Source organism: Microbispora sp. NBC_01389 (assembly GCF_045040095.1).
Classification (GTDB): domain Bacteria; phylum Actinomycetota; class Actinomycetes; order Streptosporangiales; family Streptosporangiaceae; genus Microbispora.
The window spans coordinates 4,092,501-4,116,175 of the sequence record NZ_CP109552.1 but is presented as its reverse complement, the minus strand read 5'-3'; the positions used below and the strand labels follow the sequence as shown (position 1 = coordinate 4,116,175).

General features: G+C 70.8%; 19 protein-coding genes and 2 rRNA genes (1 of these 21 only partly in view). 9 read left to right on the top strand and 12 right to left on the bottom strand.

What is annotated here, in order from left to right:
• Positions 1-57 precede the first annotated feature (57 nt).
• A complete protein-coding gene (gene dxr / locus OG344_RS18570; protein WP_327044549.1) occupies positions 58-1,245 on the bottom strand; it encodes a 1-deoxy-D-xylulose-5-phosphate reductoisomerase in 1,188 nt (395 codons plus the stop codon).
• A 199-nt stretch (positions 1,246-1,444) separates the two neighbouring features.
• On the opposite strand from dxr, the gene OG344_RS18565 reads away from it, so the two are divergent.
• Both OG344_RS18565 and OG344_RS18560 read left to right on the top strand, forming a co-directional pair.
• A complete protein-coding gene (locus OG344_RS18565; RefSeq protein WP_405084171.1) occupies positions 1,445-2,566 on the top strand; it encodes a peptidase in 1,122 nt (373 codons plus the stop codon).
• Between the two features lie 51 nt (positions 2,567-2,617).
• Positions 2,618-3,679, top strand: coding sequence for a trypsin-like serine peptidase (locus OG344_RS18560; RefSeq protein WP_405084170.1), 1,062 nt, complete (start codon positions 2,618-2,620; stop codon positions 3,677-3,679).
• Positions 3,680-3,729: 50 nt separating this feature from the next.
• Here OG344_RS18560 and ppk2 read toward each other — a convergent pair whose 3' ends face one another.
• On the bottom strand, positions 3,730-4,668 hold the full coding sequence (gene ppk2 / locus OG344_RS18555) for a polyphosphate kinase 2 (protein ID WP_327044546.1): 939 nt from the start codon (positions 4,666-4,668) through the stop codon (positions 3,730-3,732).
• Between the two features lie 239 nt (positions 4,669-4,907).
• Positions 4,908-6,353 carry an aldehyde dehydrogenase family protein gene (locus OG344_RS18550; RefSeq protein ID WP_405084169.1) on the bottom strand — a complete coding sequence of 482 codons (1,446 nt, stop codon included), beginning with the start codon at positions 6,351-6,353 and terminating at the stop codon, positions 4,908-4,910.
• 219 nt (positions 6,354-6,572) lie between these two features.
• On the opposite strand from OG344_RS18550, the gene OG344_RS18545 reads away from it, so the two are divergent.
• Complete coding sequence (locus OG344_RS18545; RefSeq protein ID WP_327044544.1) at positions 6,573-7,202, top strand: TetR/AcrR family transcriptional regulator; 630 nt, start codon at positions 6,573-6,575, stop codon at positions 7,200-7,202.
• 27 nt (positions 7,203-7,229) lie between these two features.
• Here the strand turns inward: OG344_RS18545 and OG344_RS18540 are convergent, their stop codons facing one another.
• Positions 7,230-8,810, bottom strand: a complete 1,581-nt coding sequence (locus OG344_RS18540; RefSeq protein ID WP_405084168.1) for a PucR family transcriptional regulator — start codon at positions 8,808-8,810, stop codon at positions 7,230-7,232.
• Between the two features lie 109 nt (positions 8,811-8,919).
• Here OG344_RS18540 and gabT point away from each other — a divergent pair, with 109 nt between their 5' ends.
• A complete protein-coding gene (gabT, locus tag OG344_RS18535) occupies positions 8,920-10,269 on the top strand; it encodes a 4-aminobutyrate--2-oxoglutarate transaminase (protein ID WP_405084167.1) in 1,350 nt (449 codons plus the stop codon).
• A gap of 170 nt (positions 10,270-10,439) precedes the next feature.
• Positions 10,440-10,688 (top strand): hypothetical protein, encoded by a 249-nt coding sequence (locus OG344_RS18530; RefSeq protein ID WP_139576006.1) that lies wholly within the window; start codon positions 10,440-10,442, stop codon positions 10,686-10,688.
• Between the two features lie 10 nt (positions 10,689-10,698).
• Here the strand turns inward: OG344_RS18530 and OG344_RS18525 are convergent, their stop codons facing one another.
• From OG344_RS18525 to OG344_RS18505, 5 genes are all read right to left on the bottom strand, one after another.
• Positions 10,699-12,027, bottom strand: coding sequence for an FAD-binding oxidoreductase (locus OG344_RS18525; protein ID WP_405084166.1), 1,329 nt, complete (start codon positions 12,025-12,027; stop codon positions 10,699-10,701).
• A gap of 244 nt (positions 12,028-12,271) precedes the next feature.
• A complete protein-coding gene (locus OG344_RS18520; RefSeq protein WP_405084165.1) occupies positions 12,272-12,556 on the bottom strand; it encodes a hypothetical protein in 285 nt (94 codons plus the stop codon).
• Positions 12,557-12,585: 29 nt separating this feature from the next.
• Positions 12,586-13,782, bottom strand: coding sequence for an extracellular solute-binding protein (locus OG344_RS18515; protein WP_405084164.1), 1,197 nt, complete (start codon positions 13,780-13,782; stop codon positions 12,586-12,588).
• A gap of 75 nt (positions 13,783-13,857) precedes the next feature.
• Positions 13,858-15,351 carry a CoA-acylating methylmalonate-semialdehyde dehydrogenase gene (locus tag OG344_RS18510; RefSeq protein ID WP_405084163.1) on the bottom strand — a complete coding sequence of 498 codons (1,494 nt, stop codon included), beginning with the start codon at positions 15,349-15,351 and terminating at the stop codon, positions 13,858-13,860.
• A complete protein-coding gene (locus tag OG344_RS18505; protein WP_405084162.1) occupies positions 15,338-16,633 on the bottom strand; it encodes an aspartate aminotransferase family protein in 1,296 nt (431 codons plus the stop codon). The genes OG344_RS18510 and OG344_RS18505 overlap by 14 nt, the downstream gene beginning before the upstream one ends.
• A 120-nt stretch (positions 16,634-16,753) precedes the next feature.
• Here OG344_RS18505 and OG344_RS18500 point away from each other — a divergent pair, with 120 nt between their 5' ends.
• From OG344_RS18500 to OG344_RS18490, 3 genes are all read left to right on the top strand, one after another.
• Positions 16,754-18,394, top strand: coding sequence for a PucR family transcriptional regulator (locus OG344_RS18500; RefSeq protein ID WP_405084161.1), 1,641 nt, complete (start codon positions 16,754-16,756; stop codon positions 18,392-18,394).
• Positions 18,395-18,561: 167 nt separating this feature from the next.
• The gene (locus OG344_RS18495) at positions 18,562-18,777 is read left to right on the top strand and encodes a hypothetical protein (protein ID WP_405084160.1); all 216 of its coding nucleotides are present in this window, start codon (positions 18,562-18,564) and stop codon (positions 18,775-18,777) included.
• A 168-nt stretch (positions 18,778-18,945) separates the two neighbouring features.
• Entirely contained in the window at positions 18,946-20,415 is a 1,470-nt protein-coding gene (locus OG344_RS18490) for a phosphodiester glycosidase family protein (protein WP_405084159.1), read from the top strand.
• 15 nt (positions 20,416-20,430) lie between these two features.
• Here OG344_RS18490 and OG344_RS18485 read toward each other — a convergent pair whose 3' ends face one another.
• Positions 20,431-21,321 carry a phenylalanine 4-monooxygenase gene (locus OG344_RS18485; RefSeq protein ID WP_405084158.1) on the bottom strand — a complete coding sequence of 297 codons (891 nt, stop codon included), beginning with the start codon at positions 21,319-21,321 and terminating at the stop codon, positions 20,431-20,433.
• A gap of 131 nt (positions 21,322-21,452) precedes the next feature.
• On the opposite strand from OG344_RS18485, the gene OG344_RS18480 reads away from it, so the two are divergent.
• Positions 21,453-21,926 (top strand): Lrp/AsnC family transcriptional regulator, encoded by a 474-nt coding sequence (locus tag OG344_RS18480; protein WP_405084157.1) that lies wholly within the window; start codon positions 21,453-21,455, stop codon positions 21,924-21,926.
• Between the two features lie 63 nt (positions 21,927-21,989).
• Here the strand turns inward: OG344_RS18480 and rrf are convergent.
• Both rrf and OG344_RS18470 read right to left on the bottom strand, forming a co-directional pair.
• Positions 21,990-22,106 (bottom strand): 5S ribosomal RNA (gene rrf, locus OG344_RS18475).
• A 92-nt stretch (positions 22,107-22,198) separates the two neighbouring features.
• Positions 22,199-23,675: ribosomal RNA gene (locus OG344_RS18470) — 23S ribosomal RNA — on the bottom strand (it continues 1,629 nt past the right edge of the window).

Below are 23,675 nucleotides of genomic sequence, written 5' to 3'. Positions count from 1 at the left end.
CCAGCAGTGGTTCCAGCAGTGGTTCCAGCAGTGGTCTCAGCTGCGGTGGCAGTGGTCTCAGCGCGTCAGCTCGGCCGCCCGCGCCCGCGCCCACGCGTCGGCGTCGAGGACCTCCTCGACGGACGACGCGGGGCCGGGGTCGTGGGCGGCCACCACGCGTTCCACGGTGTCCACGATGCCGGGGAACGGCAGTGCGCCCTTCAGGAACGCCTCCACGCACACCTCGTTCGCGGCGTTGTAGACCGCCGGGGCCGTGCCGCCCAGCGTGCCCACATGCCGCGCCAGCGCGACGGCGGGGAACGCCTCGTCGTCGAGCGGCTCGAAGGTCCAGGTGCGGGCGGTGGACCAGTCGACCGGCCGGGCCGCTCCGGGCACCCGTTCGGGATAGGCCAGCGCGAGCGAGATCGGCAGCCGCATGTCGGGCGGGCTCGCCTGCGCGACCGTCGAGCCGTCCACGAACTCCACCATCGAGTGGATGATCGACTGCGGGTGGACCACCACCTCGATCCGGTCGAAGCCGATGTCGAACAGCAGGTGGGCCTCGATCACCTCCAGGCCCTTGTTGACCAGGGTCGCCGAGTTCACGGTGATGACCGGGCCCATGGACCACGTCGGGTGGTTCAGCGCCATCTCGGGCGTCACGTCCGTCAGCTCGGCCCGCCTCCTGCCCCGGAACGGGCCGCCGCTCGCCGTCACGACCAGCCGCCGTACGGCCGCCGGAGCGGCCCCGCCGGGGCCGGCCGCCCACAGGCACTGGGCGAGCGCGGAGTGCTCGGAGTCGACCGGGATCAGCCGCCCCGGCCCGGCCAGCCGCTTGACCAGCGGCCCGCCCACGATCAGCGACTCCTTGTTGGCCAGCGCGAGCACCCGGCCCGCCTCCAGCGCCGCGAGGGTGGAGGTGAGCCCGAGCGCCCCGGTGATCCCGTTCAGCACCACGTCGCAGGGCGACGCGGCGACCTCCGCCACCCCCTCCGGGCCCGCCAGCACCCGGGGCCGCGCCCCGGCGGCGGCGAGCGCCGCCCGCAACGCGGGCACGGCCGCGGGGTCGGCGACGGCCACCGTCTCCGCCCCCGTCTCGGCCGCCTGCCGCGCGAGCAGGTCGGCCCGCCCGCCGCCCGCCGCGAGCGCGGTCACCCGGAACCGTCCGGACGCGTGGGCGACGACGTCGAGGGCCTGGGTGCCGATGGAGCCGGTGGAGCCCAGCACGACGACTGACCGGGGCTGCGGCGGGGATTGGGAGCTCATTCCCTCATTGTCGCCGAGACGACGACCGCGGCGGCATCCGCGTCGCCCTTCCGTCCCACCGTACGGAACACGCGATGCGACGGAGAAACCAGTACATCTATGCCGGAATCTGCCCATAACCGTATAGGCGGATCGTGAGAAATCCGGCCGGAGGCGTCGCTACCTTCCCGCGTCAGGACATCCCGACACGGAGGTAGGCATGCACCCCTTGGCACGACGTCTCACGGCCCTCGCGGCCCCCGCTTTCGCGGCGGCGGCTGTGGTCCTCGCCACGCTGCCCGCCGCCGCCGGCGCCGGCGCCGCGGCGACGACCCCGCGGACGGTCCCGCGGACGGTCTCGGGGACGACCCCGCGGCCCGCCGTGCACGACGCGGCCGACACGGCGGCGGAGCAGCGGACGGTCCGGAAGTTCTGGACCACCGCCCGGATGGAGGCCGCCAGGCCGCTGGAGGCTCCCAGCACGGGCTCGCGGCACTTCGCCGCCGCTGCCTCCGCCCTCCTCGACGTGTCCGGGGCGAGCCCCGCCGCCGTCGCCCCGACAAGCGCCACCGCGAACACTCCCACAAGCGCGGCCACGGGCACGTCCGCGCAGGCCGCCGCCTCCGCCCGGACCTCCGGGTCGTCCTGGACGGCGGGCGGGACGATCGCGAGGACCACGGGCCGGGTCTTCTTCACGGTGACGGCCGGGTCGGGTGCCGGCCGGAACGCCTCCTGCACCGGCACCGCCGTCACCAGCGCCAACAAGAGCGTCGTGATCACGGCGGGGCACTGCGTGAAGCTGAACGGCGCGTTCCACGCCAACTGGGTGTTCGTGCCGGGCTACGACCAGGGCAACCGGCCCGACGGCACCTGGCCCGCGACCACCCTGCTCACCACCTCCCAGTGGAACTCCGGCGAGAACATGAACTACGACGTCGCCGCCGCCGTCGTGGCGCCCCAGGGCGGAAAGAGCCTGACCGACGTCGTCGGCGGCCAGGGCGTGGCGTTCAACCAGCCGCGCGGACGCCAGACGTACGCCTTCGGCTACCCGGCCGGCGCGCCGTACGACGGGTCGAGGCTGGTCTACTGCAGCGGGCGCACGTTCGACGACTACCTGTCCTCGGAGGACCAGGGGCTGAGCTGCGGCATGACCGGAGGCTCCAGCGGCGGCCCGTGGCTGCTCAACTTCAGCCTGAGCACCGGCGGCGGCATGGTCAACTCGGTGAACAGTTTCAAGTACAACTTCGCGCCCTCCTGGATGTTCGGGCCGTACTTCGGCCCGGAGGCCGAGGCGGTCTACACCACGGCCCAGAACACGGCCCAGGAACCAGCGGCACCCTGATTCACGGAAAGTAGCCACGCGGGCACCCAAGGTGGTCCACACTCGGGAGCCATGACTCCGAGCCTCCCCTTGCTTGCCGTCACCCTCCTCGCCGCCGGACTCGTCCGCGGCCCCGGACCGGCGGTCCCGCCGTCGCAGGGCCCCGTGACGAACTCCGTGACGAACCCCGTGACGAACCCCGTGACGGACCCTGTGACGGACGTGGTGGAACACGCGGCGGACCACACCTCCGAGCCCTACTGGACGCCGCAGCGGATGGCGCGGGCGGTCCCGATCGGGTTGCTGGCGGGCCTGCAGAAGATCACCGCCCTGCCTCCGCCGGTGCTCGCGCCCGGCGCGGCGCGGCCCGCCGTACGGACCGGGACGTTCGAGACCGGCGGGGCGGGCGGGGCGACCAGGACCCGGCAGGCGGCGATGATGCCTCCGGCGACCACGAGCGGCACGCACTGGGCGGCGGGCGGTTCGGTGACGAGGACCACCGGCAGGGTCTTCCTGACCATGAACGGCGTGGACTTCGTCTGCTCGGCCAGCGCGGTGCGCAGCGCGAACCGCGACGTGGTCGTCACCGCCGGGCACTGCGTCAAGGACGGCTCCGGGGCCTGGGCCGAGAACTGGACCTTCGTCCCCGGTTACGACCAGGGACGTCAGCCGTACGGCGTCTTCCCGGCCCGGCGCATGTTCGTCGCGGGGCCCTGGTCGCGCTCGGGGAACGACGACTACGACGTGGGAATGGTCGCCGTGGACGACCAGGACGGCCGGCACCTCACCGACGTGGTGGGCGGCCAGCCTCTGGGCTTCGACACGCCGCAGGGCCGGCGGACCTACGGGTTCGGGTTCCCCGCCGACCCCCCGTACGACGGGGAGCGCCTGCTCTACTGCGCCGGGATGCCGCACGGCGACCCGCAGGGGCAGACCCGCGACCAGGGCCTGCGGTGCGACCTCACGGCGGGGGCCAGCGGCGGGCCCTGGCTCAGCGGTTTCGACCCCGGCTCCGGCCGCGGCACGCTGACCTCGGTGAGCAGCTTCAAGTACAGCAACGACCAGCGCACGATGTACGGCCCCCACTTCGGCTCCGCCGTACGCGACCTGTTCCGCGGCGCGGAACAGGCGTGACCGTGCTGCCTGACCGTGCTGCCTGACCGTGCGGGAGGCGTGCGGCGCGGTCAGAAGGACGACAGGGGCGCGGCGTTGTCCTCGTCCACGATGTCGGCGGCGGACCGGACGATCAGGGGGTCGGGCTCGCCCACCACCGAGACGTCCTTGTCGTCGTAGTCGTAGATGGAGAGGACGTAGCGCATCGCCTCCAGGCGCCCGCGCTTCTTGTCGTTGCTCTTGATGATCGTCCAGGGGGCGTCCTCGGTGTCGGTGTTGAGGAACATGTCCTCCTTCGCCCGGGTGTACTCGTCCCACAGGTCCAGTGAGGCGATGTCCATCGGCGACAGCTTCCACTGCCGTACGGGGTCGACCTGGCGGATGATGAACCGGGTGCGCTGCTCGGCCCTGGAGACGGAGAACCACAGCTTGACCAGGCGGACGCCGTCGCGGACGAGCATCCGCTCGAACAGCGGCGTCTGGTACATGAACTCCATGTACTCCTCGGGGGTGCAGAAGTTCATGACCCGCTCGACCCCGGCCCGGTTGTACCAGGACCGGTCGAACAGCACCATCTCCCCCGCGGCCGGGAGGTGGGAGATGTACCGCTGGAAGTACCACTGGCCGCGCTCGCGCTCGCTGGGCTTCTCCAGCGCCACCACGGTCGCGCCCCGGGGGTTGAGGTGCTCCATGAAGCGCTTGATCGTGCCGCCCTTGCCGGCCGCGTCCCGTCCCTCGAAGAGGATGACCAGGCGCCCGCCGGTGTCCTTCAGCCAGTACTGCAGCTTCAGCAGCTCGATCTGCAGCAGCCGCTTCTGCCGGTCGTAGTCCTGCCGCGAGACGCGGTGGTCGTACGGGTAGTGCTCGCGCCAGGTGTCCACCGGCCCGCCGTCGGCGCGGACGAGGACGGGATCGTCGTCATCGTCGTCCAGCACCTTCAGCCCGGGCGTGCGCCGCAGCAGCTCGACGCCGTCCGGGTGATCCTTCGCGACCTGCGACGCTTCCGGCATCTCCGACCCCGCTCATTTGGTCAGCATTACGTATAGGCCGAGCAACGCCCCGGCCAGGACGAGGCCGAAGCAGGCGACGGCGACGGCCGTCCCGGCCGCTCGCGCCGCGGACGTCCCGCTGCCCCGATCAGGGGCGTCGTACACCCGCCCCGCGGCGAGAGCCGCGAGACCGAGCGCCCACGAGACCGGCGAAGACGACGGTCAGTGTGATCGCGCCACTGTCCGACCGGGCGGCCGGGTCACAGCGTGAGGCCGGTGAGCACCATGACCTTCTCGTAGGTGAGGTCCTCCATGGCCGAGCGCAGCCCCTCACGGCCCACGCCCGACTCCTTCACCCCGCCGTACGGCATCTGGTCGGCCCGGTACGACGGCACGTCGCCGATGACGACGCCGCCGACTTCGAGCTCCCGGTTGGCCCGGAAGGCGACGTCGAGGCTGCGGGTGAAGACCCCGGCCTGCAGGCCGTACCGGGAGTCGTTGACCAGGGCGAACGCCTCGTCGACGGAGGTCACCCGCTGCACGGTCATGACCGGCCCGAAGACCTCCTCGCAGGCGACCTTGGCGCCGGCGGGCACGTCGGCCAGCACGGTGGGGGCGATGGTCGCGCCATCGCGAGTGCCGCCCGCGAGCAGGCGCGCCCCGGCCGCCACGGCCTCGTTGACCCAGTTCTCGACGCGGATCGCGGCGTCCTCGCTGACGAGGGGCCCGACCTGCGTCTTCTCGTCGGCCGGGTCGCCGGTCACAAGGCCGCCGACGGCGCCGACCAGCTTCTCGGTGAAGGCGTCGGCGACCGAGTCCTCCACGATCACGCGCTGCACCGCGATGCAGCTCTGGCCCGCCTGGTAGTTGGAGAACAGCGCCACCCGGCTCGCCGCCCAGTCGAGGTCAGCGTCGGCGAGCACGACCGCGGCGGCGTTGCCGCCGAGTTCGAGCGTGACGTGCTTGCGCGGCACGCTGTCGAGGATGGAGTAGCCGACCGGTCCCGAGCCGGTGAAGGAGATGACCGGCAGCCGGGGGTCCTCCACCAGGGATGCGGCCCGGTCGTTGGGCACCGGCAGCACGGAGAACACGCCCTCCGGCAGGTCGGTCTCGGCGAGGATCTCGCCGAGCACGAGCGCCGACAGCGGCGTCGCGGGGGCGGGCTTGACCAGGATCGGCGCGCCCACGGCGATGGCGGGAGCGACCTTGTGCGCCACCAGGTTGAGCGGGAAGTTGAAGGGCGTGATCGCCAGCACCGGCCCGTACGGCACCCGGGAGACGTAGGCGAGCCGTCCCTGCGCCGCGGGCTCGGTGTCGAGCCGCTGCACGTCTCCGCTGAAGCGGCGGGCCTCCTCGGCGCCGAAGCGGAAGGTGGAGACGGCCCGGCCGACCTCGCCCCGGGCCCAGAAGATCGGCTTGCCGTTCTCGGCGCTGATCAGCTGGGCGATCTCCTCGGCGCGCTCGCTCAGCCGCCGGGCCACGTGGGCCAGCGCCTCGGCGCGTACGTGGACGGGCAGGGCGGCGGCCTGTCCGCGCACCGCGTGGGCGGCGGCGACGGCCCGCTCGACCTGGTCGGGCGTCGGGACCGAGTGGACGCCGACGACCCTTCCGTCGTGCGGGTTGGTCACGGTCTGCTCGGCGTCTCCCGTGGCGGGACGACCAGCGAGCCAGAAGGGGCGGGGATCGGAAGTGCGGCTCACGTCCATGCCTTCACGCTATGGCCCCTCCCGGGACCGGTCCCTACTCCGGACGGGCCAATCGCCGCCCTCCGGCACGCCATCGTGGACAACTTTGGCGGGATGTCACGGATGAGCGGCAATTTCATGATGTTTTCGGTTTCCCAGCGGTTTGAAAGCCGAGCGGCATGGTTAAGTCATCTTCCGGGTCTGTCGCGGGACCCCCACAATCAGAAGGGCTCGTCGCTGATGGGTACGCCGGCGCCGCTCGGTCTTCAGGGTGCCTACGCACGCGGCCATCGAAGCAACTACGACGAGCTCCGCACCCGCCTTCTCGACGTCGCCAACGACCTGCTCGCCTCCGCGGGCCCGGAGAGCCTCACCGTACGCAGGATCGCGTCGGAGGCCGGCTGCTCCACCCAGCTGATCTACACGATGTTCGGCAGCAAGGAAGGCCTGGCCGAGGCGCTCTACCTGGAGGGCTTCGAACGGTTCCGCCGGAGGCTGGAGGCCGTGCCGCAGCGCGCGGACCCGATGGAGCACCTCAGCCTGCTGGGTCCCGCCTATCGCGAGGCCGCGCTGTCCGAGCCCGGCTACTACAGCCTGATGTTCGAGCGGACCATCCCCGGGTTCGTCCCGAGCGAGCGCGCCCGCACGCTGGCGAGGGCCGCGCTCAACATCGTCGACCGAGTGATCGCCGACTGCATCTCGGCGGGCCGCCTGATGCCGACCCAGCCCCGGAAGGTCGCCGACACGCTGTGGGCCGCGGCGCAGGGCGCGCTCAGTCTGGAACGTGCCGGGCACCTGCCGGACGGCAAGACCTACGACATCGTGACGACCGCGGCCATCCGCGCGTTCATGGCCCGGCCCCAGGCCTGACCGGCCTCAGGTCACCAGGCCACCCGGTCACACGCACAGCGCGATCCACAGCTCGGCGCGTACGGCGGGGTCGTCGAGGTCGCGCCCGAGCAACTCGCTCACCCGCTTCATCCGGTAACGCAGCGTGTGCCGGTGCACGCCGAGACGCTGCGCGGCGGCGTCCCAGTGCCCGTTGCTCGCGAGATAGGCACGCAGCGACGCGACGAGGTCGGCGCGGGAGCCGTACTCGCGCAGCGGCGCGAGGATCGCGGCGGCGAACGACGCCGCGGCGTCCGGATCCAGCAGCGACAGCAGTCCCTGGCCCGCGAGTTCGGTGAAGCGTGCGACCGGTGAGGCCGAGGCGAGCGCCCGCCTGGCCTGGTCCAGCCCGACGGCCAGGTCCAGCCGGGGCCCGCCTCCGGCCGTGTGAACGCCACCGCCGGCGGCTTCGGCTCTCTCACCAGGTGGGCCTGTTTCCGCGCCGTGTCCCAGGGACAGGTCCACTCCGGGCGCGCTGACCCCGACCCGGCCGTACCGCGCGGCCAGCGCGACGACCTCCTCCGCGTACGGGTCCGGAGCCGGCACGACGAGCAGGCCCTCCCAGGGGGCGGTGAGACAGGCGGGCGCCGCGCCGCCGAGTGCCTCGGTCAGCGCGTCCGGGTCGGCGGTCTGGCAGACCAGTACCGTGACCGGCTCGGTGGGCAGCCGCAGGCCCAGGGCCGCCAGCGTCCGCGCCGCGGCTCCGGTCTGACCGGCCAGCAGCAGCCGCAGCACCGCGGCGCGCACCCGCGCCGCGGCGGCGCGCTGCTCCCTGCCCTGTTCCAGCGCGAGCGTCAGCAGGGACCCGGCCGCGTTGACGACCGTGTGCGCGATGGGCGAGAACGGCCGCGGGGAACCCACGGCGAAGAACCCCCGGCGGCCCAGCGGCTGGACGACGACGTGCTCGTGCGGGGTGGCCAGCGCGAGGCTCGCCGGGGACGGCGCGCTCCGCAGCCGGGCGATCTCGGGCTCCAGCGACCGGGCCGTCTCCAGCGCCCACTCCTCCGCCGGGCCCTCCTGCCCCGCTCTGTCCGCCGGGCGGCCGGTCGCGTCGGCGGCGTGACGGACCGCGCCGGAGGGGTCGAGCAGCAGTGCCCAGCCGCCGATCTCCCTGGCCAGCCGGTCCACCACCGCCACCGGTCCCCGGCGCCGCAGGGCGGCCCTGGTCAGCCGGCCCTGCGCGGCGAAGGCGCGGCTGATCTCCTCGTACTGCTCCCCCGCCAGCAGGTCGCTGACGGCCTTGCCGATCGCGATGAACGGGGTGTCTCTCGGCACCTCGACCAGCGGCAGCCCGGCGGACTCGGCCGCCTCGGCGAACGCCGGCGGGACGACGTCGTGGCTCAGCCCCACACCGAACCCCAGCCCCGCGACACCCCGGGCCACGAGCCGGGAGACGTACGGTCCGGCGTCGGCGCCGGACAGGCGCATGCCGGTGGTGAGCACGAGCTCCCCGCCCTCCAGGAACGGGGTGGGGTCCTCCAGCTCGCTCACGGCGACCCATCGCACGGGGCGGTCGAGCTCGCTCCTCCCGGCGAGAACCTCCAGGTGGAGCGGTACGATCGCCGTGATCCGGCGCAACGTGGGTGCCACGGCCCCCTCTCCCCCGATCACCGGCTTGTGCGGACCGGCCAAAAGTGCGCCTACATTCTGACATAGCGGCATATCGGCAGGTGGCAGTGGTAGCCGTAGCGTCTCAGATATGAGCACTGCGACCACGCACGGCGGCCCGCAGCTCCCCCAGGAGCGCCGCCTCGTCACCGAGATCCCCGGCCCGCGGTCCCGCGAGCTGTTCGCGCGCAAGCAGTCGGCCGTGCCTCCTGGCATCGGCACCACCCTGCCCGTCTTCGTGACCCACGCGGGCGGCGGCGTGATCGTCGACGCGGACGGCAACTCCCTGATCGACTTCGGTTCGGGCATCGCCGTGACCAACGTCGGCAACGCCGCGCCGCGCGTGGTCGAGCGGGTGCGCAAGCAGGTCGCCGACTTCACCCACACCTGCTTCATGGTCGCGCCGTACGAGTCGTACGTGACGGTCTGCGAGAAGCTCAACGACCTGACGCCCGGCGACCACGACAAGCGCACGTTCCTGGTGAACAGCGGTGCGGAGGCCGTCGAGAACGCGGTCAAGGTCGCCAGGCACGCCACCGGGCGGCAGGCGGTCGTCGTGTTCGACCACGGCTACCACGGCCGCACGCTGCTCACGATGACGCTGACGGCCAAGAGCATGCCGTACAAGCACGGATTCGGCCCGTTCGCGCCTGAGGTGTACCGGGTGCCGCTCGCCTATCCGTTCCGCTGGCCCACCGGGCCGGAGAACTGCGCCGAGGAGGCCGCGGCGCAGGCGATCGACATGATCAACAAGCAGGTCGGCGCGGAGAACGTCGCGGCGGTGCTCATCGAGCCGATCGCGGGCGAGGGCGGGTTCATCGAGCCGGCCCGCGGGTTCCTGCCGAAGATCGTGGAGTACTGCCGGGCCAACGGCATCGTCTTCATCGCCGACGAGGTCCAGACGGGCTTCGCCCGGACCGGCCATCTGTTCGCCTGCGAGGACGAGGGGATCGTCCCGGACATCATCTGCACCGCCAAGGGCATCGCCGGCGGCCTCCCGCTGGCGGCCGTGACCGGCAGGGCCGACCTGCTCGACCACGTCCACACGGGCGGGCTCGGCGGCACGTACGGCGGCAACCCCCTCGCCTGCGAGGCGGCCCTGGGCGTGCTGGAGACCATCGAGGAGGAGAACCTCGTCGAGCGGGCCCGGCACATCGGCGAGGTCATGCTTCCCCGTCTCCGTGCCCTCCAGGAGCGCAACCCGATCATCGGCGACGTGCGCGGGCGCGGAGCGATGATCGCGATCGAGCTCGTGGTCCCGGGGACCAAGGAGCCCTACCCGGCCGGCGAGATCGCGCGCAGGTGCCATGAGCAGGGGCTTCTCGCGCTCACCGCCGGAACCTACGGCAACGTGCTGCGCTTCCTGCCGCCGCTGGTCATCCCCGACCACCTGCTGGAGGAGGGCCTGTCCATCCTGGAGAAGGCCCTCAACATCGATTAGACCGTTTCAAACGGATCAAAAGGGGCACCCGTTATCTTCCAGGGTGTCCCTTTTGTTGTTGTACGGCTTGCGTTATGCCGCGATTTAACCATCGCTTGGCCCGACTCGCGCCGATCACGAAGGGTAACCGCGTTATAACGGTTCCGATAGGCGATCGAGGGGGGACTTTGATGGGCTGGAACCCGAACGGCGCCGAGCGGCTCATGCTGACGTTCGACCCTGCCGGTCTGACCACCACGCAGCGCGACGGCGACGCCTGTGTCGTCTGCCACAAGAAGTGGCCCCGCCCCCGGGTCAAGGTGGGCATGCTGCCCGACAACGCCCCCGTACACGCCTGCGACGACTGCGCCGAGGCCCTGCTGCCCGCGCCCGAGGGAAAGGTGCCGCTGCCCCGCCGCTCCCGCGCGGCCATGTCCTGACCATCACCCGTCAGCGGCTCCCTTCCGGACCGACGTTGATGTTCTGGTCGAACAGGTTCGCGGGATCGTAGCGGCGCTTGACGGCCGCGAGCCGCTCGTAGGTGCCGGCCGGGTAGACGGCGGCCACGTCGTCCTTCGACGGCTCGCTCAGGAAGTTGCCGTACGCCCCGGCGGTGTGGGGAGTCAGGCCGCGCCACAGCGCTTCGAAGCTCTCCCGGACCGGCGCGTGCTCCGCCCGGCCACCCAGCACGACCGTGGTCAGCAGGATCTCGGCGTCCCGGTGGGCGAAGGCGGTGGCCCCGGCCGGCACCCGGCCCATCGCGCCGCCGAGCGCGCGCAGCTCCACCACCGTCATCGGAACGTCGCCCGCGCGGGACACGAGCGTGTCGATCAGCTCGTCGGTGCAGGACCGGGCGAACCGGTTGCGCAGCAGCGCGTGCCAGGCCGGCGGCGGTCCCGGCGGGGTCTCCACCAGCAGGTCCGCGTACGGCTTCACCGCGACGTCCACGCCGAGGGCGTCACCGAGCCGGGTGAGGGGCTCCACCGCGTCGTGGTCGCCGCCGGCCTGACAGGCGGTGATCACGACCGTGGGCGGGACGTCGTCGCCGGACGCGGGAGACAGCTGCGCGGTGGAGGTGAGCTCGTCACCCGCCGCCCGCATGACGTCGCGCCAGCCCCTGAGCACCTGAGCCGCCTGGCTCGCCGGATAGACGACCCGGGCGAAGGTCACCTCCCGCTCGCGCGTGGCCGCGACCTCGAACGTGGTCACCACGCCGAAGTTGCCACCGCCGCCCCGGATCGCCCAGAACAGGTCGGGGTGCTCCGTCGTGCTCGCCCGGACGATCCGGCCGTCGGCGGTCACCACTTCCGCGGCGACGAGATGGTCCAGGGCGAGGCCGTGCTTGCGCACCATCCACCCGATGCCGCCGCCGAGCATCAGCCCGCCGACACCCACCGCCGCGGTGTCTCCCGAGGAGACGGCCAGGCCGTACGGCGCGAGCGCGCGGGCCACCTCGCCCCACCGCGCGCCGGCGCCGATCCGCACGATGTCGTCGAGGCCGCCGAACACCTCCACCCCGTTGATGGGCGCCAGGTCGATCACCAACCCGCCGTCGTTGGTGGCGAACCCCGCGCCGTGGTGCCCGCCGCTGCGCACCGACAGCGTCAGGCCCTCCTCCGTCGCGAACCTGACGGCCCGCGCGACCTCCTCCGCGTCGCGGCAGCGCACGATGTACGCGGGGCTGCCGGTGCCGCCGGAGGTCCGGCACAGGGTCTCGTACGCCTCGTCGCCGGGCCGCACGATCTCGCCGGTGAGGGAGGGAGCATATGCGAGCGTCATCGTCGTGTCCTTTTCGTCTCGGTGGGACCGCCACGTGTCGTCGACACCGCGGGCGGCACTCACTGAGGAGCCGGAGCGGAGCTCGCGCCCCCGACATCCACACGCCGATTCTTTCTGCCCCCACCGACAAAACCGGGGGCCCCGCAAAGCCCTCCGCGCGGGATCACCGAACCAGGCACCCCGGCCCCGCCACCCCCCGTCGCCCACACGAGCCGGCGCCCCCGCCGCACCCGGACGGGGGAGACTACGCCAGCAGTTTCGTCATGGCGACGACCGCCAACAGGGCGGTGAGCCCGCACAATATCCTCGCCGCCCAGGACCGGCGAAAGACCAGGAGAGCGGCGAAATCAAGCAGGAGCCCGAAAACGGCGAACAGCGACATTCCCAGTCCCTCGTCGTCCGGACGACCAGGAGCGACCCTGTGGCCGACACTCGCGCCAAAGACGAGCAGCGTCAGCAGCGTGCCCGACACATACGCACAGGAGAAGAAGAAGATGTAGTACCAGAAGTACGGAGACCTTGAGGTCATCGAATACGTCTTCCTGCCATGGGGCGGCGTCACGGCACGATGCGGGACCAGTGCTCCACCCACTTGTCGTACGCCTCGGGGCGCACCGCGAAGTAGACGTACTTGAGCGCCCGGGGTTCTCCTACCTCGTAGTCGGCGCAGATCCGGCGGGCCGCGCCGGTGCAGGCCTCGGGGTTGGCCGGGGCGAGGCCCATCCAGGCCGACACCTTCCGCTGCACGTCGGCCGAGGTGGTGAAGTCGAGCCACTTGTACGCGCACGAGGGGTGAGGGGCCTCCGCCGACAGCATCCAGGCGTCGGCCCAGCCGGTCACCGGCCGGTCCCCCGACACCTTGACGGGCTTGCGCCCGTGGCTGAGCACGTCCGCGTGGTACGGCGTGGCCTGCGCGAGCCGTACGGACCCCGTCGCGAAGGCCTGGACGACCTGGATGGGGTCACGCCAGAAGAGACGGCTGCCCGCGTCGCCCTCGCGGAACAGGTCGGCGGCGGCGTCGAGTTGGTCGTCGGTGAGGTCGAAGGGGTCCTCGATGTCCGCGCCGCGCGCCTTGAGCACCAGCGCGGCGTCCGCCAGCGACAGCGGGCGGTCGCGGAGCAGCACCGGCCCCTTGTCCTCGAACAACGACTCCGGCCCGGCCGAACGGACCTTGCCGGAGTCGTAGAGGACCTCGTTGGTCGCCCAGACGTACGGCACGCCGTACACCTGCTCGTCCCGGGTCACCGACGGCAGCGTGCGCAGCCGCTTGGGGATCTTGTCGTAGCCGGTGAGCAGGGAGGTGTTGAGCGGGGCGGCCCCGCCCTCCGCCATCAGCCTGCCGCCCAGCTCCGGCGTCGCGGAGACCACGTCGAACGACGACGGCGCGAAGTCGCCCGGCTTCTCCTCCTGGCGGGGGTCGTAGAACCGGAGGCTGACCTTGCAGCCCGTCTCCTTCTCGAACGTGCCGACCCACTTCACCTTGGGATCGACGCCGCCCCACTCGGCGTACCCGTCGAGCGCGACCACGCTGAGCGTTCCCTCGCCCGGCCCGAGCGAGGCCGCGGGTGTCGGGGTGGGTGTGGCGGCCGGTGCGGACGGGCCGGGGCCTGCGGAGGCCGTCGTCGACGCGGCCGCCTCCGAGGTGCCCGGCGTGACCGTCTCCGTCCCCGGCGCGGAACGGCTGCCACAGGCGGCGAGCAGCGCGACGGACACCACCGCCGGCACCACCGCCACGGCCACGTGTGTACGGCGCACGCACGACCCCCAGGGAAGAGACGGACGTCCCGAGCCTACTGGCCCGGCACCCCGGAGCGGCCCGCCGTGCGGATCTCAGCCGTTGACGGGGAAGCCCAGGTTCACTCCGCCGTGGGAGGGGTCGAGCCACCGGGAGGTGACGACCTTGCCCCGCGTGTAGAAGTGGACCCCCTCGGTGCCGTGCACGTGGGTGTCGCCGAACAGCGAGGCCTTCCAGCCGCCGAAGCTGTAGAACGCCATCGGCACCGGGATCGGCACGTTGATGCCGACCATGCCCACCTCCACCTCGTTCTGGAAGCGCCGGGCCGCGCCGCCGTCGTTGGTGAAGATCGCCGTGCCGTTGCCGTACTCGCCGGTGTTGATCAGCTCCAGGCCCTCCTCGTACGAGCGGACCCGCACGATCGACAGCACCGGGCCGAAGATCTCCTCACGGTGGACGCGGGAGTCCGGCGGCACGTGGTCGAGCACGGTGGGGCCCAGCCAGAAGCCGCCGCCCCGGCCGCCCCGCACCGGCGTCTCCCGGCCGTCGACCACGAGCTTGGCGCCCTCCTCGACACCGAGGTCGAGGTACGACTCGACCTTGTCGCGGTGCGCCGCGGTGACCAGCGGGCCCATCTGCGACTCGGGGTCGTCGCCCGGGCCGACGGTCAGGTCGCGCACCCGCGACACGATCTTCTCGACCAGGTCGTCGCCGACCGGGTCGACGGCGAGCACCACGGAGATCGCCATGCACCGCTCCCCCGCCGAGCCGAAGCCCGCCGAGACGGCCGAGTCGGCGACCAGGTCGAGGTCGGCGTCGGGCAGCACGAGCATGTGGTTCTTGGCGCCGCCGAGGGCCTGCACCCGCTTGCCGTGGGCCGTCCCCGTCTCGTACACGTACCGGGCGATCGGCGTGGAGCCGACGAACGACACCGCCCGTACGGCCGGGTGCTCCAGCAGCCGGTCGACCGCGACCTTGTCGCCCTGGACGACGTTGAACACGCCGTCCGGCAGCCCCGCCCGCCGCCACAGCTCGGCGATGAGCAGCGACGCCGAGGGGTCGCGCTCGGAGGGCTTGAGCACGAACGTGTTCCCGCAGGCGATGGCCACCGGGAACATCCACATCGGCACCATCGCCGGGAAGTTGAACGGCGTGATCCCCGCGACCACCCCGAGCGGCTGGCGGATCGAGTAGGAGTCGACGCGGGTCGAGACGTTCTCCGAGTAGCCGCCCTTGAGCAGGTGGGGAATGCCGCAGGCGAACTCCACGACCTCCAGGCCGCGGGCCACCTCGCCCAGCGCGTCGGAGTGGACCTTGCCGTGCTCGGCGGTGATCAGCGCGGCCAGCTCGTCGCGGTGCGCGTCCATCAGTTCGCGGAACCGGAACAGCACCTGCGTGCGCCTGACCAGCGAGGCGTCGCGCCAGGCGGGGAAGGCCCGCGCGGCCGCGTCCACGGCCGCGTCGACCTCCCCGGCCGAGGCGAGCGACACCCGGCCGCTCACCTCGCCCGTCGCCGGATCGAACAGCTCGGCCGTACGGGCGCCCTCGCCGGTGCGCGCGCCCCCGATCCAGTGGTTAACGTGCTTCATCGTCGACGGTCTCCAGAGCGGTGACGAGGATGCCGAGGCCCTCGCGGGCCTCGTCCTCGGTGAGGGTGAGCGGCGGGGCCATGCGCAGCGTGCTCCCGTACAGGCCGCCCTTGCCGGCGAGCAGGCCGAGCTTCTTGGTCTCCTCCATGAAGCGGGCGGCCAGCGCGGGGGCCGGCACTCCGGTGGCGGGGTCGACCAGGTCGACGGCGAACATCAGGCCGCGGCCCCGGACGCCGCCCACGACGGGCAGCCGCCCGGCCGCCTCGCGCAGCCCGGAGATCAGGATCTCCCCGGTGCGCGCCGCGTTGGCCTGCAGATCGTGGTCGAGCACGTAGTCGAGTGTCGCGTTGGCCGCCGCCATCGAGATCGGGTTGCCGCCGAAGGTCGACAGGCCGATGGCGTGCGGGCCGTCCATGAGGTCGCCGCGCGCCACGATGCCGCCGACCGCGAAGCCGTTGCCGAGTCCCTTGGCGAAGGTCATCATGTCCGGCGTCACGCCGTGGTTCTGGATGCCGAAGAACGCCGAGCCCGTACGGCCCCAGCCCGTCTGCACCTCGTCGCTGACGAACAGGATGCCCTCCTCGTCGAGGACCTCCTTGTACGCGGCGAACAGCCCGTCGGGGGCGGCGGTGAAGCCGCCGACGCCCTGGACGGGCTCGGCGATCAGCGCGGCGACGTTCCCGGTGACGGCGGTGGCGAGCACGTGGCGCAGGTCGTCCACGCAGGCGGCGACGTAGTCGGCGTCGGACATGCCGCGGAACTGCGTGAGGTGGCGGTCTGCGCCGTGCAGGAAGTGCACGTTGAGCGGCGACAGCGAGTTGTTCTTCCAGGCGCGGTTGGAGGTGACGCTGATCGCGCCGAACGACCGGCCGTGGTAGCTCTGCCGCATCGCGAGCACCTGGTCGGTGCCCCGGGCGTAGGTGGCCAGCAGCAGGGCCGTCTCGTTGGCCTCGGTGCCGGAGTTGGTGAAGAAGACCTTGGCGTCCGGGATGCCCGACAGGCGGGCGATCTTCTCGGCCAGCTCGACCTGGGTGCGGAGGAGGTACAGCGTCGAGGTGTGCACGACCCCGGTGGCGAGCTGACGCTCGACGGCCTCCCGCACCTCGGGTACGTCATACCCGATCATGTTGGTCAGGATCCCGGCGAAGAAGTCGAGGTAGCTCTTCCCGTCCGCGTCGACGACCCGGTTGCCCTTGCCGCCGACGATCTCGATGGGCTCGTCGTAGTAGAGGGCCATCCAGTTGGGCATGACCGCGCGATGGCGCGCGAGAAGGTCCGACATGTTCTGAGTATCCCGGCTGACGGGCGAAGGCTCACCCGTCAGCCTGTCGGGAGAATGCGGATTCCGCTTACACAATGGCGGACGTCACCGGCTCCGCGCCCGCACAGGTAGCCTCGGACCATGCTCCCCACGGTCGCCGACGTGCTCGCGCTTGACACGGTGCGGCGCGGCGACCCCCGGGTGGTGGCGGGCGGCGACCGGCTCGACACCCGGGTGCGCTGGGTGCACGTCGGCGAGGTCCACGACATCGCGCACCTGCTGCGCGGCGGCGAGCTCGTCCTCACGACCGGGGTGGCGCTGCCGGGCGAACCCGGCAGTCTGGCCGACTACATCGGCGAACTGGCCGAGGTGGGCGCCTCAGGACTGATCGTGGAGCTCGGCCGCCGGTTCGTCCGCGAGCTGCCGAGGGCGGTGGTCAGGGCCGCGGAGGAACACGGGCTGCCGCTCGTCACGCTGGGCCGCGAGACGCCCTTCGTGCAGATCACCGAGGCGGTCCACGCGCGGATCATCGACAGCCAGCTCCAGGAGTTACGGGCCTCCGAGCAGCTGCACGAGGTCTTCACCGAGCTGTCCGTCGAGGGCGCCTCCCCGGGGGAGGTGCTGAACCAGGTCGTCCGCTTCTCCGGCCGCCCGGCGCTGCTGGAGAACCTCGCCCACCAGGTGCTGGCCTGCGACGCCGCCGGAGGCGACACCGGCACCGTGCTGGCCAACTGGGAGGCGAGGTCGCGCGCGGTCATGCCGTCCGGGCGGACCGCCTACGACGCCGCCGCCGGATGGCTGGTGACCATGGTCGGGGCCCGGGGCCAGGACTGGGGACGGCTCATCCTGCTGTGCGACGGCCCGCCCGGCCCCCGCGACATCGTGCTCGCCGAACGCGCGGCGACCACTCTCGCGCTCGGCCGCCTGCTGGAGCGGCACCAGGAGTCCCTGGAGCGGCAGGCGCACGGCACGATACTGACCGGCATCCTCACCCACGCCTACGCCGATCCCGACGAGGCCGCCGCGCGGGCCCGCGCCGTCGGCGTCCCGCTCACCGGCCGCAGGCTGGTCAGCGCCGTGATCCGCCTGACCTCTCCGGCCGGCCCAGTCTCGGCCGGCCCAGTCTCGGCCGTCACCGCGCTGGGCGAGCAGGCCAGGCTCGGCGAACTGGCCGAGGCCGGCGCCGCCGCCTGCCGTGAAGCCAAGCTGCCCGCGCTGGTGGGAGCGCTCGACCAGAGCAGCGTGGGGGTGCTGCTGCCGCTGCCGCCCCGTACGGCCGCAGAGACCGCGCTCGACACCCTGGCCGAGCACCTGCGGGCCGGGTTCGTCACCCCGTTCGTGCTCGCGGCCGGCTCCGTCGTGGAATCGATCAAGGACGTACGGCGCAGCTTCCTGGAGGCTGAGCAGGTCGCCGCGGTCGCGGTGCGCCAGCCTGACGGACGGCCGTTCTACCGCCTGCCCGATCTGCGGCTGCGCGGGCTGCTGCACCTGCTGCGGGACGACGCGCGGCTCCAGACCTTCGCCGAACGCGAGCTCGGCGCCCTGCTCGCCCACGATGCGCAGCGGCACGGCGACCTGACCCGGATCCTGCGCGTCTACCTCGACTCGGGCCGCAACAAGGCGGTGGCCGCCCAGAAGGCCCACCTGTCCCGGCCCGCCTTCTACGACCGGCTGCGGCGGCTGGAGCGCGTCCTCGACACCGACCTCGACGACGTCGAGTCGTGTCTGTCGCTGCATATCGCGCTGCTGGCCCTGGAGACCTTCCGCCGCGAGAACGGCTGAGCGCGATCCGGCCGCCACCGCCCGCGGCGGGCAACCGCCCGTGGAGCCGCGGAGATGCCATAACCGGAGCGTAGGTATCTCGTCCCCGGTGTAAGAGTTCCTACCCGCTACCCTTCGCACACTCGCGATCACGCACCGAGTCGTGCTTATCTCGAAGCGTGCCCACGATGAGCGAACCCCGAATCAGCCCGGCCGTGGTGGTACGGGCCCTGTCCGCGCGTTTCCCCGGCTGGACCATCTGGTGGGGCCAGGCCACCACCCACTACTGGGGCCTGTTCCGCCGACCCGACGGGCTCCTCGTCCACATCGAGGCCCGCTCCGCGCAGGAGTTCGTGCAGCGGGCCCGGGAGATGGACGCCCGCACCCCCGTCGACCCCGCGTAAGCCGTCGAATGCACACTTTGGGCGATTATGTTCCTTTAGTCCGATTTTTGTGCATGCCGTCGGCCGTTTCACATCGCAATTTGATGCCCTTTGGCGCGTTCGCCTCCACAACGGGTGTCAGCCTCGCCACGATGGTCCCGCAAGGATCACCGATGGGGAGTAAACCGCATGAGACGCCGCCTGATCGCCGGGGCCGCAGCACTGGCCCTGACGACGACCACCCTTACGGCCCCGGCAGTCGCCGAACCCGTCGCCGGTCTGCCGACGACGAGCTTCCCGCTCGGCGCGCCCGGGATACCGAAGTCGGCGGCCAAGAGCCTCGGACCCGGCATCAGCTACTTCACGCTCCAGCACGGCACCGCGAAGGACGGGTACACGGTCAGCGTCGTCGTGGCGGGCAAGGACTTCATGTCCGAGTCCAACGCGCAGGCCCAGGCGGACGCCGTACAGGCGGCGGGGTTCACTCCCACGGTGGTGAAGTTCACCCGGCCGGCCGTGGCCGACTTCCCCGCCGGCGACTACTACATGGTCCGCGTCGGCGGCTGGCCGCTCAGCCAGAAGACCGAGGCCGCCAAGGTCGTCAAGCAGCTCAAGGACGCCGGCGTGAACGCGAAGGTGGACTTCCAGGGCGACGACGGCTTCGTCACCACCGGCCCCTGGAGCGTGCGGGTGATCGTGGTCGATCCCCGCACCTTCCGCGGCTCCTACCGATCCTCGGTGGGCACGAGCGTCGCCAAACGGGAGAAGGTCTCGGCGATGGCCACCGCCGCCAAGGCCGTGGCGGCGGTGAACGGCGGCTTCTTCGACATCCACACACTTCCCGCGTTCCGCGGCGACCCCACCGGCATCTCGGTCGTGGGCGGCAAACTGCTCAGTGAGGCGGTCCCCGGCCGCGTCGGCCTGGTCCTCAAGGGCCGTACGGCCCGGGTCACCGAGTTGTCCTCCTCCGTGGTCGCCCGCGCGGCCGACGGGGCGACCGTCCAGGTGGCCGGCCTCAACCGGGTGCCGCAGCCGGACGAGGTGGTCCTCTACACCGAGGAACTCGGGCGTGACACCCCGGAGGACGACGGCGTCGAGGCGGTCCTCGACGCGACCGGCAAGGTGCTGGCCGTCCGCGACACGGGCGGCAAGGTCACCAGTGGGATGCGGGTGCTGCACGGCGTCGGAGCGGGCGCCGACTGGCTGTCGGAGCACGTGACCGAGGGGACGACCATCAAGGTCACGACCCGGGTCACCGACCTGCGCACGACGAGGGCCGTTCCGCTGACGCCGGAGACGAACATCATCGGCGGCGCCGTGGGCCTGGTCCGCGGAGGCCGGACGACGATCACCCCCGGCCGGGACGGCATGGCCAACACCAACATGATCCTGCGCCGCCACCCCCGGACGCTCGCCGGCGTCACCCGGAACGGCAAGCTCGTCATCGCGGTCGTGGACGGCCGCGATCCCGGCGCCGCGATCGGCGCGTCGTTCTTCGAGGCGGCCGAGCTCATGCGCTGGCTCGGAGCGCGCGACGCGATCAACCTGGACGGCGGCGGGTCGAGCGCCATGGTCATCGGCAAGAAGGTGGTCAACCACCCGTCCGACGGCGTGGAACGAGGAGTCGGCGACGCCCTGCTGATCGTCCCCGCGCCCTGAGCCGGGGACGAGCCCCTACGGCCGGCCCCCGGACAGGAGGCGGGTGACGGCGTCGTCGTCGCAGGTGTCCCAGAACGTCCCGACGGTGTCTTCGAGGTGGTCGAACGAGGCCGCCTCGAAGAGCACCTCCTGATACTTGGTGATGTCGTACTTGGTGGTGCCCATCACGGCGAGGTCGAGCGGGCGGATGTCCATCCCGCGGAACTCCTCGATCTCGCCGTACGAGCTGAGGATCCCCGCGCCGTACGCCCTGAGCTCGCCGTCCTCCCGCATGACGCCGAACTCCAGCGTGAACCAGAACACCTTGGAGACGAACTCCAGGGCCTCGGTGGTCTCCATGCGCCGCGCCGCCCGCCCGGCGGCCCGGTACAGCTCCGCGAACCGGGGCGAGGCGAGAGTGTTGGCGTGGCCGATCACCTCGTGGATGACGTCCGGCTCCGGCGTGTAGAAGGGCACCGAGTGGTGCCGGATGTACTGCGTGGAGTGGAACAGGCCGTCGGCCAGCACGCCGTAGAACTCACGGAGCGGCACCAGCCCGGCGGCGGGCAGGTAGCGGAAGCCGGTGAGCGGATGGAGCAGGTCGCTGACCTCCTGCAGCTGCGGGATGCGGTGCTCGGGCAGCCCGAGCCGTTCCGCCGCCCGGAGGAACTCGCGCACCGCGTACCTGTGGTGCTTGACCGCCAGTTCCTTGGTGACGAGCGCCCACACGTGGTGTTCCTCGTCGGTGTACTCGGCGACGGGAATCGGGTCGCCGGGCGTGTGACCTAGCGCCAGCGCCGCGATCGCGTTGCGCCGCTCCCGGTAGACCAGGTCCGCGAACCCCGGGTGGCTGGTGGCCAGCCCGACGACGACGGAACCGTCATCCTTCGTCGCCACCGGAGCGAAATACTGCGCTTCCTCGAACATACTTCTATATGACAGCAAGTCGCCCTACGGGTGGCAAGAGTGACCAGTTGTAGTAGGCGGATCGCCCAAAACCGATCGTTTTCGCCTGATCACACTGGTCGAATCGCCCACTCCGGGCGTAGCCTCGGCACATGCTCGACGCGCTCGACAGCCGACTGCTGACCACCATGCGGGCCCATCCCCGCATCGGGCTCACGGAACTGGCCCGCCTGCTCGGCGTGGCCCGGGGCACCGTGCAGGCACGCGTGGAGAAGCTGACCGCGCGCGGCGTGATCACGGACTTCGGCCCCGCCATCGCCACCGAGGAGATCGGTTATCCCATCCTCGCCTTCGCCTCGCTGCAGATCGCGCAGGGCCGGCTCACGGAGGCGGTGCAGACGCTGGCCGAGATCCCGGAGATCCTCGAGGTGTACGGCACGAGCGGCCAGGCCGATCTGCTCTGCCGGGTGGTCGCTCACAGCACGCCGCATCTGCAGGAGATCATCGCCCGGATCCTTGCCTCCCCGGCCGTCCGGCGGTCGGACACGACGATCGCCCTGTCGACCCAGATCCCCTACCGCGTCGAACCTCTGCTGAAGGCCGCGGTCACGCCGGCCGCACCATGACGCCGACCATTGGGCACAAAAAAAGGGGGGCCATCCCAACGGGATGGCCCCCCTCAAAAGATTGTCCGGCGGCGTCCTACTCTCCCACACCGTCCCCGGTGCAGTACCATCGGCGCTGGCGGGCTTAACTTCCGGGTTCGGAATGTAACCGGGTGTTTCCCCACCGCTATAACCGCCGTAACCCCATGAAACACACAACCACACCACACACGCGTAACCGCGGTGTGTGCCGGTTGCTGTCTCTGAGATCACATAGTGAACGCGAGCATAATATGGTCAAGTCCTCGGCCTATTAGTACCGGTCAGCTCCACGCATTACTACGCTTCCACTTCCGGCCTATCAACCCCATCGTCTATAGGGGGCCTTACCCACTCTCGTGGTGGGAGACCTCATCTTGAGGCGAGCTTCCCGCTTAGATGCTTTCAGCGGTTATCCCTACCGAACGTAGCCAACCAGCCGTGCTCCTGGCGGAACAACTGGCACACCAGAGGTTCGTCCGTCCCGGTCCTCTCGTACTAGGGACAGCCCCTCGCAAGTCTCCTGCGCGCGCAGCGGATAGGGACCGAACTGTCTCGCGACGTTCTAAACCCAGCTCGCGTACCGCTTTAATGGGCGAACAGCCCAACCCTTGGGACCTACTCCAGCCCCAGGATGCGACGAGCCGACATCGAGGTGCCAAACCATCCCGTCGATATGGACTCTTGGGGAAGATCAGCCTGTTATCCCCGGGGTACCTTTTAGCCGTTGAGCGACACCGCTTCCACACGCCGATGCCGGATCACTAGTCCCAGCTTTCGCTCCTGCTCGACCCGTCAGTCTCACAGTCAAGCTCCCTTGTGCACTTACACTCGACACCTGATTGCCAACCAGGCTGAGGGAACCTTTGGGCGCCTCCGTTACCTTTTAGGAGGCAACCGCCCCAGTTAAACTACCCACCAGACACTGTCCCCCACCCGGATACACGGGCGCGGGTTAGACGTCCAAAACGACCAGAGTGGTATTTCACCAATGACTCCACGATAACTAGCGTCACCGCTTCACAGTCTCCCACCTATCCTACACAAGACGCTCCAAACGCCAATGTCAAGCTGTAGTGAAGGTCCCGGGGTCTTTCCGTCCTGCTGCGCGAAACGAGCATCTTTACTCGTACTGCAATTTCACCGGGCCTGTGGTTGAGACAGCGGGGAAGTCGTTACGCCATTCGTGCAGGTCGGAACTTACCCGACAAGGAATTTCGCTACCTTAGGATGGTTATAGTTACCACCGCCGTTTACCGGCGCTTAAGTTCTCACCTTCGCACCCCAAAGAGTGCTAAGCGGTCCCCTTAACGTTCCGGCACCGGGCAGGCGTCAGTCCGTATACATCGTCTTACGACTTCGCACGGACCTGTGTTTTTAGTAAACAGTCGCTTCCCCCTGGCCACTGCGACCCCCACCAGCTCAAGAAGCAAGTTCCATCACCAGTAAAGGTCCCCCTTCTCCCGAAGTTACGGGGGCAATTTGCCGAGTTCCTTAACCACAGTTCACCCGACCGCCTTGGTATTCTCTACCTGACCACCTGAGTCGGTTTAGGGTACGGGCCGCTACGACACTCACTAGAGGCTTTTCTCGGCAGCATAGGATCACCCACTTCGCCACAATCGGCTCGGCATCACACCTCAGGATTAATGAGAGACGGATTTGCCTATCTCTCTCCCTACATGCTTACCCCGGGACAACCACCGCCCGGGCTGGGCTACCTTCCTGCGT

What these genes read in the sequence shown, in the direction of transcription:
- dxr (WP_327044549.1), bottom strand. Translation starts at nt 1,245, where the DNA reads ATGAGCTCCCAATCCCCGCCGCAGCCCCGGTCAGTCGTCGTGCTGGGC.
- OG344_RS18565 (WP_405084171.1), top strand. Translation starts at nt 1,445, where the DNA reads ATGCACCCCTTGGCACGACGTCTCACGGCCCTCGCGGCCCCCGCTTTC.
- OG344_RS18560 (WP_405084170.1), top strand. Translation starts at nt 2,618, where the DNA reads ATGACTCCGAGCCTCCCCTTGCTTGCCGTCACCCTCCTCGCCGCCGGA.
- ppk2 (WP_327044546.1), bottom strand. Translation starts at nt 4,668, where the DNA reads ATGCCGGAAGCGTCGCAGGTCGCGAAGGATCACCCGGACGGCGTCGAG.
- OG344_RS18550 (WP_405084169.1), bottom strand. Translation starts at nt 6,353, where the DNA reads ATGGACGTGAGCCGCACTTCCGATCCCCGCCCCTTCTGGCTCGCTGGT.
- OG344_RS18545 (WP_327044544.1), top strand. Translation starts at nt 6,573, where the DNA reads ATGGGTACGCCGGCGCCGCTCGGTCTTCAGGGTGCCTACGCACGCGGC.
- gabT (WP_405084167.1), top strand. Translation starts at nt 8,920, where the DNA reads ATGAGCACTGCGACCACGCACGGCGGCCCGCAGCTCCCCCAGGAGCGC.
- OG344_RS18530 (WP_139576006.1), top strand. Translation starts at nt 10,440, where the DNA reads ATGGGCTGGAACCCGAACGGCGCCGAGCGGCTCATGCTGACGTTCGAC.
- OG344_RS18525 (WP_405084166.1), bottom strand. Translation starts at nt 12,027, where the DNA reads ATGACGCTCGCATATGCTCCCTCCCTCACCGGCGAGATCGTGCGGCCC.
- OG344_RS18520 (WP_405084165.1), bottom strand. Translation starts at nt 12,556, where the DNA reads ATGACCTCAAGGTCTCCGTACTTCTGGTACTACATCTTCTTCTTCTCC.
- OG344_RS18510 (WP_405084163.1), bottom strand. Translation starts at nt 15,351, where the DNA reads ATGAAGCACGTTAACCACTGGATCGGGGGCGCGCGCACCGGCGAGGGC.
- OG344_RS18505 (WP_405084162.1), bottom strand. Translation starts at nt 16,633, where the DNA reads ATGTCGGACCTTCTCGCGCGCCATCGCGCGGTCATGCCCAACTGGATG.
- OG344_RS18500 (WP_405084161.1), top strand. Translation starts at nt 16,754, where the DNA reads ATGCTCCCCACGGTCGCCGACGTGCTCGCGCTTGACACGGTGCGGCGC.
- OG344_RS18495 (WP_405084160.1), top strand. Translation starts at nt 18,562, where the DNA reads ATGAGCGAACCCCGAATCAGCCCGGCCGTGGTGGTACGGGCCCTGTCC.
- OG344_RS18490 (WP_405084159.1), top strand. Translation starts at nt 18,946, where the DNA reads ATGAGACGCCGCCTGATCGCCGGGGCCGCAGCACTGGCCCTGACGACG.
- OG344_RS18485 (WP_405084158.1), bottom strand. Translation starts at nt 21,321, where the DNA reads ATGTTCGAGGAAGCGCAGTATTTCGCTCCGGTGGCGACGAAGGATGAC.
- OG344_RS18480 (WP_405084157.1), top strand. Translation starts at nt 21,453, where the DNA reads ATGCTCGACGCGCTCGACAGCCGACTGCTGACCACCATGCGGGCCCAT.